This is a genomic window from candidate division KSB1 bacterium, assembly GCA_034506255.1.
Taxonomy (GTDB): Bacteria; Zhuqueibacterota; Zhuqueibacteria; order Zhuqueibacterales; family Zhuqueibacteraceae; genus Coneutiohabitans; species Coneutiohabitans thermophilus.
The window spans coordinates 332,057-344,287 of sequence record JAPDPX010000004.1; the positions used below are offsets into that span (position 1 = coordinate 332,057).

Annotated in this window: 8 protein-coding genes and 3 tRNA genes; 6 read left to right on the forward strand and 5 right to left on the reverse strand. The window is 61.0% G+C overall.

What is annotated here, in order from left to right; genetic code table 11:
- Positions 1-22: 22 nt before the first annotated feature.
- Positions 23-244 (reverse strand): hypothetical protein, encoded by a 222-nt coding sequence (locus ONB52_09840; GenBank protein MDZ7416442.1) that lies wholly within the window; start codon positions 242-244, stop codon positions 23-25.
- A 136-nt stretch (positions 245-380) separates the two neighbouring features.
- Here ONB52_09840 and ONB52_09845 point away from each other — a divergent pair.
- The 6 genes from ONB52_09845 to glgA all read left to right on the forward strand — a co-directional run bounded on the left by ONB52_09845 (position 381) and on the right by glgA (position 4,788).
- Positions 381-455: transfer RNA gene (locus ONB52_09845), tRNA-Gly, on the forward strand.
- Positions 456-561: 106 nt separating this feature from the next.
- A tRNA-Cys gene (locus ONB52_09850) sits at positions 562-634 on the forward strand.
- 19 nt (positions 635-653) lie between these two features.
- A tRNA-Leu gene (locus ONB52_09855) sits at positions 654-741 on the forward strand.
- A 153-nt stretch (positions 742-894) separates the two neighbouring features.
- Positions 895-2,055 (forward strand): PLP-dependent aspartate aminotransferase family protein, encoded by a 1,161-nt coding sequence (locus ONB52_09860; GenBank protein MDZ7416443.1) that lies wholly within the window; start codon positions 895-897, stop codon positions 2,053-2,055.
- Positions 2,056-2,088: 33 nt separating this feature from the next.
- Positions 2,089-3,063: a peptidase MA family metallohydrolase gene (locus tag ONB52_09865; GenBank protein ID MDZ7416444.1), complete on the forward strand. Its 975-nt coding sequence runs from the start codon at positions 2,089-2,091 to the stop codon at positions 3,061-3,063.
- Positions 3,064-3,333: 270 nt separating this feature from the next.
- Entirely contained in the window at positions 3,334-4,788 is a 1,455-nt protein-coding gene (gene glgA / locus ONB52_09870; protein ID MDZ7416445.1) for a glycogen synthase GlgA, read from the forward strand.
- Positions 4,789-5,015: 227 nt separating this feature from the next.
- Here the strand turns inward: glgA and ONB52_09875 are convergent, their stop codons facing one another.
- The 4 genes from ONB52_09875 to ONB52_09890 form a co-directional block, all read right to left on the reverse strand.
- A complete protein-coding gene (locus ONB52_09875) occupies positions 5,016-7,112 on the reverse strand; it encodes a prolyl oligopeptidase family serine peptidase (GenBank protein MDZ7416446.1) in 2,097 nt (698 codons plus the stop codon).
- Positions 7,113-7,188: 76 nt separating this feature from the next.
- The gene (locus tag ONB52_09880) at positions 7,189-8,805 is read right to left on the reverse strand and encodes a serine/threonine protein kinase (GenBank protein MDZ7416447.1); all 1,617 of its coding nucleotides are present in this window, start codon (positions 8,803-8,805) and stop codon (positions 7,189-7,191) included.
- A 622-nt stretch (positions 8,806-9,427) separates the two neighbouring features.
- Positions 9,428-10,912, reverse strand: coding sequence for a sigma-54-dependent Fis family transcriptional regulator (locus ONB52_09885; GenBank protein MDZ7416448.1), 1,485 nt, complete (start codon positions 10,910-10,912; stop codon positions 9,428-9,430).
- 60 nt (positions 10,913-10,972) lie between these two features.
- On the reverse strand, positions 10,973-12,025 hold the full coding sequence (locus tag ONB52_09890) for a carboxypeptidase-like regulatory domain-containing protein (protein MDZ7416449.1): 1,053 nt from the start codon (positions 12,023-12,025) through the stop codon (positions 10,973-10,975).
- Between the last annotated feature and the right edge of the window lie 206 nt (positions 12,026-12,231).

The following is a 12,231-nucleotide window of genomic DNA, read 5'->3' on the forward strand; positions in this document are numbered from 1 at the left end:
GGGAAGGCGGTGCGACCGCGACTTACTGCTCCAGCGGCTTTTCGGAGCTCTCGACGGTGGGAGCGGCTTCGCGCTTCAGGGTGCCGATGGTAATGAAGCTGTAGAGATTGCGACCGCAACTGTTTTCACAGCGAAACTCGCGGAAAATGCGGTCGCATTCCTCCTGACTGTGAACCAGATGGCGTTTGACATTGCCACAAGCTTCGCAGGTAATGATCAATTCTGTGTACTCGATGCCATCCATGAGTTCGGGTGTGGTTGATGTGGGAAAAGGAATCTCGGGCAAAAAAGCACCGCCATTATACTGGAATCTGGGTAGGATTGCAAGCAAAAAAATGCTTGCACACCAGGGGAGTTTTGGTTATATTCGCCGTCACCAAGCGGGAGTAGTTCAGTGGTAGAACACCACCTTGCCAAGGTGGGGGTCGCGGGTTCAAGCCCCGTCTCCCGCTCCACAACGACCCAGACTGAACACAGGCAGACGCTCACCACGTTTGCCTGTCTTTTTAATGAGCCAGGCGGATTGCGCTTTGCAGATCAAGTGATAACCGCCGGCGGGTTGGCGGCGTAGCCAAGTGGTTAAGGCGGAGGTCTGCAAAACCTCTATTCATCGGTTCGACTCCGATCGCCGCCTCAGTGCTTGCGCTTCCGGCGCCGGGGTGGCGGAACTGGTAGACGCAAGGGACTTAAAATCCCTCGGTTGCGAATGTAACCGTGCCGGTTCGAGTCCGGCCCTCGGCACAGCAAGAGTCTTCGCGGCTTGTGGCTCGCCTGAGTCTACAGGCCTTTTTTGTTTCAGGCAAGCGCGGCCGGCGGGGAAGCGTGCCTGCACTGCAGCGCCGCCACTGCCTCGGCAGTTCAACCTCTCTTTGACCTCATTCAGGAAGGGAAATCATGGGCTTCATGACCGACGCCGTGCACGCCGGCCAGCACCCGGAGGAAACCACCGGTGCAGTGATCGTGCCAATCTTTCAAACCGCCACCTATGCCCAGGAGGCGCCGGCGGTGCACAAAGGGTATGAATACGGTCGCACCGGCAATCCCACCCGCCTGGCGCTGGAGAAGAATCTCGCGGCACTGGAACGCGGCCGGTTTGCCCATGCCTTCTCTTCAGGCATGGCCGCCACCTCGACGGTCACCAAGCTGCTCAAAGCCGGGGATCACGTGGTGTGCACCGCCAACGTCTATGGCGGCACCGCGCGTTACTTTCGGCAAGTGATGGCGGACTTTGGTCTGCAATTCGATTTTGTCGACACTTCTTCACTCGAGCAAGTCGCGCAGGTTTGGCGGCGTGAGACCAAAATGCTGTTTGTGGAATCGCCGACCAATCCCCTGCTCATCCTGTCCGACTTGCGTGCGCTCGCGGATTTTTGTCATGAGCGCAAGGCTCTGCTGGTGGTGGACAACACCTTTCTCAGCCCATATTTCCAGCGCCCCCTGGAGCTGGGTGCCGACCTCGTTGTTCACAGCACGACCAAATTCATCAACGGCCACAGTGATGTCATCGGCGGCGTGGTGGTGACCAGCAATGCGGCGGTGGCAGAACGCCTGGCCTTTCTGCAAAACGCGGTGGGTGCAGTGCCCAGCCCGTTTGACTGCTGGTTGATTCTGCGCTCGACCAAGACACTGCCGCTGCGCATGCGGCAAAGCAACGCCAACGCCATGGCCATTGCCAACTTTCTGGCCGCGGATCCCCGTGTCGTGAAGGTCTACTATCCCGGCCTGGCCTCCCATCCGCAGCATGAACTGGCGAAGCGGCAACAACTCGACCCCTACGGCCAGCCGGGCTTCGGCGGCATGATTTCATTTGAGCTGGCTGATTTCGACACGGCCAAAACTTTTCTCAAAGGCATCAAGTTGTTCACGCTGGCGGAGAGCCTGGGCGGCGTGGAGAGTCTGATTTGCCATCCCACCTCCATGACGCATGCCTCGGTTCCGCCGGAGATGCGCCAGCGCATCGGCCTGCGCGACGGCCTGGTGCGCCTGTCCGTCGGCATTGAAGACGCCGAGGACTTGATCGCCGACTTGCAGCGCGGCTTGCAGCTCATTTCCTGACGGGCGCGCGTCCCGATTCACATTCCCCTGCCGGTGAAGCTGATCAACAACAAGATCTTCGCCAGCGCAGTGCGGCGGTTGCGCCTCGCTGGCGGTTGCGCTGCCGCGGTTGTTTTGCTGCTGGCGCCACCGCTGCGCCCGCAGGACTGGCAGTATCTCCACGCCGGCCGCTTCACCCTCGCCCACGTTGCCTCGGAAGAAAAACTCGCGGCCGGTCTGCTTGTCGAGCTCGAGCGCCAGCAGCAACAGCTCAGCGAACGCCTGCAGTTCCGTCCACGCCGCCCGCTCACGGTTTTTCTCTGCCCCAGCCAGTACAGTTTCGATTATCTCACCCGTCACCTCGTTCCTGATTGGGGCGAGGCGGCGGTGGACGTGAACGGGGGGCGCATGTTTCTCAAATCACCGGCTGCCAACCGCGGCCGTGAGTTGCAGCCGGCAACGCTGCGGCATGAACTCGTGCATGTGATGCTCGCCGAGATGGTGGTGCCCCACCGTGCGCCGCGCTGGTTCGATGAAGGCGTGGCCACCTGGCTGTCCGGTGAAACCCAGCATGTCTCCCCGACGCTCATTTCCAGCGCCATGGCGACGCACTCGCTGCTTTCCTTCGATGCCATCGAAGAGCTGCTCACTTTTCCCAATCCCCGCGCCGGCCTGGCCTATTCCATCAGCTTTCACGCGGTGAATTACCTCGTGCAACAGTACGGCGAGGCGGCACTCGTGCAATATGCCCGCAGCCTGGCCGCGCAGGGCGATCCGCGTGCCGCCTTTCAGGCGGCCTTCCAGAAGGATCTGTGGGATTTTGAAGCCGAATACTTCGACTATCTGCGCGCGAATTTCCGCTGGTATTTCCTGCTCGATGAGAATGTGCTGTGGAGCCTTGCCCTCCTGTTGCTGGTGGTGGCGGGGTTTATTGCCACCCGCCGTCGCATCCGGCGCCGCATGCGGGAAATGCAGGAGGAAGACCGCGACCCGACCTGGCACGAAGCTGACCCCGCGGGCCAGGCTTGAACGGTTCGCGGAAATCTTCGCGGACCGGCCGCCAGCAAACAACTGTCAACCGTGAAGGTGCGCGCCTCGAGGCAAAGGGGAATTGGCATTCATGCACCGTGCTGCGCGGCTGACATCTTGAAAAAGCAAAGAATTCACTTGCGACAGAACCGCGGCCGGCGGCTTGCATTTTTGCGGCTGCTTTGATACCTTGCCGCGACTTTTCGACCGGCAAACCACGCGCCCGCTGCGGCGCCGCGGCAAAATTTCTTCTGAAAACAGGGAGGAGGGATGCGCATCGCATTTGCGACGAGTGAGTGTGTGCCCTTTGTCAAAACCGGCGGCCTGGCGGATGTCAGCGGCGCCCTGCCGCGCGCGCTGGCGGAGGCCGGCATGGAAGTCAAGGTCTTCCTGCCATTGTATGATTCCATACGCGTGCTCGATCATGGTCTCCTTTTCGCCGGCGAGTTGCGCGACCTCCCCCTGCAAATTGGCAATCTCAATCTCACCTGCAACACCTGGTACAAAAAAACGCCCGGACTGAGCCTGGAACATTACTTCATCGACTGCCCGCATTATTTCCACCGCGGCCGGGTTTACACCTCCGATTATGATGAAGACGGCCGTTTCATCCTGCTGCAACAGGCCCTCATCAGCATCCTGCAGCGCTATCATTGGGCGCCGCAGGTGTTGCATGCCAATGACTGGCCCACTGCCCTGCTGCCCGTTTATTTGAAGGACAAATATTACTGGGACCGGCTGTTTGACCACACGGCCAGCGTGCTTTCCATCCACAATCTCGGCTATCAGGGCCGCTTCGGCCGGGAGAGCATCGCGGCAGCCGGGCTGTCCTACGACAAATACTATCCCGGCGGGCCGTATGAATTCCACAACTCGTTTTCCTTCCTGAAAACCGGGATTCTCTACGCCGATCTCATCACCACGGTGAGTGAAACCTATGCCCGCGAGATTCAAACTCCCACCTCTGGCGAGGGCTTGCAGGACATCCTGGCGATGCGGCGCGCGGATCTGCACGGCATTTTGAACGGCATCGATACCAGCGAGTGGAATCCCCGCGTCGACAAGTACATTCCCCACCGCTATGATTTTGACTCCTTCGCGACCAAGGTGCGCAACAAGCAGGCGCTGCTCGCCCGCTTCGGCCTGCCTTTCGATCCCGAGGTGCCGGTGATCGGCATGATCTCGCGTTTGACACCGCAAAAAGGCCTGGAGTTGCTGGCGGGTGCATTTCATGATCTCATGCAAATGCCGCTGCAAATCATCGTGCTGGGCGAGGGCGAGCGAAAATACGAGGAGTTCCTGCAGTGGGCGGTCAGCGCCCATCCGGGAAAGGTGGGGGTGTATCTCGGCTTCAACAACGAATTGGCACACTGGATCACCGCCGGCTGCGACATGTTTCTGATGCCCTCGCGCTATGAGCCATGCGGCTTGAATCAAATGTACAGTCTGAACTATGGCACCGTGCCGATCGTGCGCCGCACCGGCGGCCTGGCGGACACCGTGCACGATTACCATGAATTCCACGGCCAGGGCAACGGCTTTTCGTTTCGTGATTTCACCCCGTATGCCCTGTTTACCAGCGTGCAGCGGGCCGTGCGGCTGTTTCACGAAAAAGCGATCTGGCGTGAAATGGTGCGCCGTGGCATGTCAGAGGATTTTTCGTGGCAGCACGCAGCGCAGAAATATTTGGAAGTGTATCGTCTCGCGGCTGCGCGCAAGCAGTAAACCGGCCGGCCTCCCCGCCGCACCGCTGGCTGCAGCATCGCTGACCATTCAGCCACGGGTCACGGCTTGCAACGGCTCTGCGGTGCAGTTGCGTGTCATGGCAAAGCCGTTGCAGATCCCGCCAAAGTCTTCCGCGCAAGCGCGGTCACAGACGAGCCGCGGCTGCGCCGTCGCAGATTTTCGCCGGTGCACTGTCCGCAGCATTTGATCCCTGCCGGTGGCGCCCCTCATTTGCCCGGCAACGTTATGCCCAGCGTTTTGCACAAGAAGGCATGGATATCGGCGGCTTCTTCGATCTGTTTCGTGGTGGGTTTGCCGCCGCCGTGACCGGCTTTGGTTTCGATGCGAATCAGGATGGGGTTTGGTCCGGCCTGCGCCGCCTGCAGCGTGGCGGCGAATTTTTTCGCATGCGCCGGCACCACGCGATCATCGGTATCGGCGGTGGTGATCAGCGTCGGCGGATAGGCCACCCCCGGTTTGACATTGTGCAGGGGCGAATAGGCATAAAGAAACTTGAAATCCTCCGGTTTGTCGGGATTGCCGTAATCGGAAATCCAGTAACGCCCCACGGTGAATTTGTGATAGCGCAGCATGTCGATCACCGGCACCTGGCAAATGACCGCGCCAAAAAGCTCCGGCCGTTGCACCAGGCAGGCCGCCACCAACAGGCCGCCGTTGCTGCCGCCGCTGATCGCCAGCTTGCGCGGATTGGTGTAGCCGTTGACGCACAGCCACTCCGCCGCCGCAATGAAATCATCGAACACGTTTTGCTTGCGCGCCAGCGTTCCGGCTTGATGCCATTCCTCGCCGTACTCCCCGCCGCCGCGCAAATTGGGAACCGCCAGCACCCCGCCGTTTTCCAGCCACAACGCGTTGCTCACCGAGAAGTAGGGCGTCAGACTCACGTTGAAACCGCCATAGCCGTACAGCAAAACCGGATTCCCGCCATTGCGCGCCAGCCCGCGTTTGTGCGTGAGGAACATCGGCACGCGCGTGCCGTCTTTGGACGTGTAGAAGATCTGCCGTGTCTCGTAGGGTGTGGGATCGAACTTGACCGCCGCGCCGCGGAATTTCACCAGGAGATCGGTGGTGAAATCATAGCGGTGGATCGTGGCCGGAAAGAGAAACGAGGTGAACTGCAGGAACATTTCGCTGTCCTGGCGCCGGCCTGAAAGCCCGGAGATCGAACCAATGGTTGGCAGCGGCAGCTCGCGCACGAAACCGCCGTCGCGATCGAATACTTTCAACACATGATGGGCATCGCGCATATAGGCCACCACGAACTGGTTGTTGACCATGGTGGCGAAGGAAATAACCTCCGGCTGCTCGGGGATGATTTCCCGCCAATGTTCACGCGCCGGCTGTTTCAGGTCGATGGCGATGATGCGGCCGCGCGGTGCCTGCAAGTCGGTTTGAAAGTAAAAGATCGTGCTGTCGTTGTCGATCGGGCTGTAGCCGGCGTCCGCCTCGTCCAGCAGGCGGATGAACGGGCCGTCGCTGTCCACCTCGCGATAGTAAATGCGATTTTTGGGATCGGTGCCGTGATAGACGTAGAGCACGAGATATTTGCCGTCATCGGTGATCATCGGACTGAAGCCCAGCTCTTTGAAGTCCGGCCGCTCGAACACCAATTGATCTTGCATTTGCGGCGTGCCCAGGCGATGGTAGTAGACGCGATTGAAATTGTTCTCATCCTCCTTCGCCACCGTGCCCGGCTCCGGAAAACGGTTATAATAGAATCCCTGGTGATCATGCCGCCACGCGATGCCGGCAAACTTGCACCAGTGCAGTGTTTCCGGGAAATCCTCGCCGGTGTCGATATTGCGAATCCTGATCTCCTGCCAGTCGCTGCCGCGGCTGGAGAGACCATAGGCCAGCAGCCTGCCATCTTTGCTGTAGCTCTGGTTGGTCAGCGCCACCGTGCCATCGGCGCTGAGTTGATTGGGGTCGAGCACGACCCGGGCCTCGCCGTCAAGTGTCTCCTGCATGTACAGCACGGCTTGATTCTGCAGGCCGTCATTTTTGGTGTAGAAGTAGCGGCCGCCTTCGCGCACCGGCACGGAGTAGCGGGGATAATTCCACAGCTCGGTGAGGCGCTGTTTGAGCGCGGCGCGGCTGCTGATCTGCTTCAGATAGCCGAAGGTCAGTTCATTCTGTGCCGCCACCCAGGCGCGCGTGTCTTCCGCTTCCGCCTCTTCGAGCCAGCGATACGGATCCGCGACGCGCACGCCATGATAATCGTCGACCACTTCGACCTTTTTGCTGTGCGGGTATTGCAGCGGCTGCGCCGGCAGCGCCAGCACCGAACCCAGCAGCATCATCATGCTCCTTGCGCAAACACCGGTCCACGACTTTTTGATCTTGACAACGGCTTCCGTGTACACGAGTGGTCCTCCTTTCTTAGAACATGTTGATCGCGAGGCGGCGCGTTTCTCCGGCGCGCAGCACGATCGTCTCGGTTTTTTCCCCGAGTTGGGGATGCACAAACTTCAATTCACACGCGCCGGGCAGCAGCAGGAGCGTGTGTTCGCCGGCGTGCGGCTCCCGGCGCTCACCATTGACATACACCTCGGCCCACGGGTTGATTTGCAGTTCGACCTGTGCCACGTGATCCCACAGCGAAAAGAATAGCGTATCCGGCGAGTGCGCGGCAAGATTCATGGGCAGGCGGAGGGGCGGGAACTTCGGATTCTTGAGGATGAGGGCATGCACGCCAGGAGAGAGGGACAGCGGCGTGGCCAGTGGCGTCATGCCGAGCGAGTCGTCATCGACAAAAACATAGGCCCACGGATTGCTTTGAATGTACAGCATGCGAGATGGCGGCACGCCGGCGCTGTCCACGGCAGGCGGTGCCGCCGGCGGCACCGGGGTGACCGTTGGCGCACTTGCGGCCGCGGCATTGTCCTGCGGCTGTGGTTTTGGCAGGGTGTGCACCGGCTGGAGGGAATCTGCCGCCAGTGGTGCGGTGGTGAACTGGACGGTCTTGCCTTGCGGTGCTTCCCCCGTCCTGGCATGAAATCCCCAATATGCCAGCAGTAGCGCCAGCATCAGACTGGCGGAAGCAGCAAGCCAGCGCCGCCGTATGCCGGGCTTTGACGGTGGCGAAGCGGGCGGTTCGGCGCGCATGAAATCGGCGGCAGCTGGCAACGGCCAATTCTCCGGTGCCGCCAGATACTCGCGCAGCCGCTGTTGCTGCGTTTCCGGGGTGCCGAGCACGAAATGCTGCGCCAGCCAGCTTCGCACGTTTTCTGCGCTGTTCGGGCGCATTGCCGGTTTCTTGGCCAGCAGATGCGCGAACAATTCGTCGAGCACGGCTGGCGCATGCGGGTTGAGGGTGGTGATGGGCAGGGGGGCAACGCGCACGATGGCATTGATTTCCCCGCCAGCGGAAGTGGATTGAAACGGCCGGGCACCGGCAAGCATTTCATAAAGCAGAATGCCCAGGGCGAAGAGATCGATGGCGGGCGTGGCCTTTTCGCCGAGAATGATTTCCGGTGCGAGATAGCCGGGCGAGCCGGTCAATCCGCTGCCGGCCGGCTGCGCGGCATGTGAAGTGGCGAGGTCGAAGTCACACAGCTTGACACAGCCGTCATGGCCGATCAGGATGTTTTCCGGTTTGAGATCACGATGGATGAAATGATGGCGGTGAATTTCCGCGACACCGGCGAGGACATTGTCGAACAGGGTAAGGGCAATGGTGACCGGCAATTTGCCGCCGTGCGGGGAATGCTGCAACAGGCTGCGCAGGGTCCGGCCCTCGAGGTACTCCAGCGTCAGGTAGCGCAACCCCTCAGCCGTGCCGTATGCAATGAGCTTCACGAGATTGGGGTGGGAGAGGCGGGCGTAGATTGCAGCCTCCTGTTCGAAGCGCGTGGCGGCCGCGGACGCGCTGTCGTCAGTGATGAAGGTTTTCACCAGCACCAGTTGCTGGGTGCGGCGGTCGAGCCCGCGATACGTGGCGCCGGTTGCGCTGCGCTTGATTTCGGCGAAGAGCTGGAAGTTGCCGAGGGTTTTCATGCCGGTCGAAACCTGGGGCACTGCCTGTAAATCGACGCGCGGCTTGCCGGAAAGCCGGCACACGCGCCACGGTCATCAAATGCCCGGGCATGGCTGTGCCTCACAGCCACCCGAGGCTGAATGCTCCCCCCGCAATCGCCTCACCCGCGAGAATAATTGGTGGCGGCGCGCCAACATCAGCGCCCGGGCGTTTCGGCACCCAGCAAAGTTCATGTCCGTGCCGGGCTTTGTGAAAATTCCGGGGAGGCAACGGCCAGGCGGAGACAACCGCATTGCCATGAAGATCCCGCAACACAGGCTTCCAGCCTGCCGGCAAACAGGAGGCCTGCGCCACGTTTTCATCCCGATGGGTGCCCATACGGGCATGGCAAATTTCCCCGGAAGTCGGCGGGTTGTGGCGAAGCGACTAATCCGTTGCCTTGAAACGTACAGCCCTCCGCCATGTCATGCTGCAGGAATTTGCCATGTGCATTGGCACACCCATTACGATGAAAACGTCTGCAGGCAGGCTGGAAGCCTGCGCCACGGCATTTTCGTGGTAATCCTGTGAAGATTCAGGCGCGGTGCCGGAGGCCTGGCCGGATTCCCGCTGAATGACACCCGGAATCATCCCTGCCAACCATCAGGTGTTCTGCCACTCCTTCAGGCGGTAATGCAGCCAGCGCCGCGAGACACCGAGTGTTTTCGCCGCTTCCGTCACATTGCCGTGGTGTTGCTGCAACACGCGCTCGACGATTCTGCGCTCATGGTCGCGCAGCGATTGCAGTTCCGTGGTTTCGGGAGCGGAGGGGGTTTCGAGCCGCAAATCCGCGGGGGTGAGATAGTCGCCTTTGGCGAGCAGCACGGCCCGCTCGATGGTGTTGCTCAGCTCGCGCACATTGCCGGGCCAGTCGTGGTTGAGCAGCGCCGTGATTGCCTCGGGCGAGAAGCCGGCAATCGGGCGTTTGGCTTTGGATGCGGCGCGGTCGAGAAAATGCTGGGCCAGCAGAATGATGTCATGGCCGCGATGGCGCAGCGCGGGCAGGTGAATGGTGATGACATTCAGGCGATAGTACAAATCCTCGCGAAAGCGTCCGGCCTTCACTTCGGCGGCGAGATCCTTGTTGGTGGCGGCGAGCACGCGCACGTCGATCTTGCGCACTTTGCTCTCGCCGATGCGCCGCACTTCGCGCTCCTGCAGCACGCGCAACAGCGCGGTTTGAATTTTGGGGCTGATGTCGCCGATTTCATCGAGGAAAATCGTGCCGCCATCCGCCTCTTCGAACAGGCCCTTCTTCTCGTGTGCGGCACCGGTGAAGGCGCCCTGCTTGTGGCCGAAAAGTTCGCTTTCCAGCAGTGTCTCGGGCAGCGCGCCGCAAAACAGCGCGATGAAAGGCTTGTCCTTCAGCCGGCTGTTGTAATGCAGGGCGCGCGCAATCAATTCTTTGCCGGTGCCGCTCTCGCCGAGGATGAGCACGGTGGCGCTGGTGTCCATCACGCTGCGCACGGTGTCCAGCACGCTGCGCATGGCCGGGCTCTGGCCGATGATGCCGGTGAATTCGCTGGCCCCGGCCATGGCCTGGCGCAGCCGCCGGTTTTCGCTGCGGAGCTGGTCGTACATCTGCGCGTTTTCGATGGCGATCGCGGCCTGGTGCGCAAAGGCGTTGAGAAACGGTTCCATTTCCGGACGGAACTTGCCGCGCGTCTCCGTGCTGTCGATGTAGATTGCGCCCAGCCGCCGCGTCTTGACCCGCAACGGCAGACAGGCGGCGGCCACGATTTTCTGGTCGAAGATGCTTTCCGAAGAGCGGAAGCGCGCATCGTCCGCGGGATTGTAGGTGATCAGTGTCCCGCCACCTGCCAGCGCCGCCTCCACGATGCTGCGCGAGAAAGGTGCCATCGCATTGAGCGCGTTGGGGTCGAGATTGTGCGCCACCCGCACCTGCAAATCCGCGGGGTCATCCTTTTCCGACATCAGGATGAAGCCGCGCTGGGCATTCACCGTCTGCAGCGCGATCGCCAGAATGCGCTGCAGCAGCTCATCAATGTCATAAATGGTGTTGATGCTCTCGCTGATCTGCGACAGCGCAAGCAGGGGGTCGGAGAATTCCGCAAGGGGTTCGGACATAGGCACCTGTCGCTGGCAGACCGCCGGGCACGGCCTGCGGTCGTCATTGTCTCAACCAACTCACTGCACGACAAATGTCGCTTCCTTCGAGCGGCTGCTGTTGCCGAAGCGATCGACCACGGCCACCGTCCAAAAATAGGAGCCGCTGGTCAAGCGGCCGGGATAGGGCAACGCCATGGTGCCGGCCGGCAGCTCCGAGATCGTCAGCAACAGCGTTGGAAAGCCGCCGATCAGTTTGAAAACTTGAATGGTGAAAGTGTGCTCGAAGGAGAGCGGCGGCATGAACCATTGCAATTGCGGTGAATGGCTGGTGAGCACCTGGCCGTTTGCCGGCTGTTGCGGCAGCGGCTCCTCGGCGATGACGCGCACCAACTGAAACGGCGCCGACCTCGCCTGCGCACCGGGCGCATCGCGGGCGCTGATGTGAAAGGATTCACCCACCAGATTGTAGGGATTGATCGCGCGGCCGCCGCTCTCCCGCAACTCCTCCGGAGAAAACGTGCGCTCCCATCTCGCGGGCGTGCTGCTGCGCCGCAGGGAATCGTCGAATGCCGCCGCCGGGATCTCCACCTGCACCCGTTGCAGGTCGTTGGGGCCGTCGCCGTCGCTCACTTCCGCGGTCACCGTCAGAAAAACGAAATCGGTGTCGCTCAGTGACGCCCGCGTTTTCACATGCGCGGCGGTTACTTTCGCGCCCGTCACCTGGGGCACGGCATCAAGATGGAAAGCGACTTCCCGGGTTTGTCGCGCTGCCACTTCCACCCCGGCACTGTCGTCAGCAAAACCCTCTGCAGTCACCAGCAACATGTAGCGGCCGGGTGACAGTCCGGAGAAAGTGAATTCCCCGAAGGTGCTGGTGCGCCGGCTTTCGCCGCCGGGCAGCAGACGCACCTCGGCGCCCGGCAGGGGACTGTAAGGTTGATAAAAGCTGGTGACCCTTCCGGTGATAGTGCCCTTCTCCTGATAAGCCGGCGACTCCGGATCGAGCGGATTGCTGTGCTCTGCCGGCGTGGTGCAGGAAAGCAGCCAGCAGCACATGGCGGGCAGAAGTAACGCGCACAACCCCGCCACCCGGCCTGCCAGCGGCTTTGCAATTCGCCCTGTCTTCGTCATTAATTGTGCTACTCTTGAAAAAAAACATCACACCCGCGAAGATGATTTCGGAGCGCAGACCTCCTGTCTGCATTGGCTGACAGACGGGAGGGCTGCGCCACGATCAGTCAAAAACCACGATGCCCGAGGGGGAAAGCCGCTGCTTGGCGAAGTTCTCCTCTTTTCAAACAAACAAGCAAGGCCTTGCAGCGCAGAGTCACTGTATC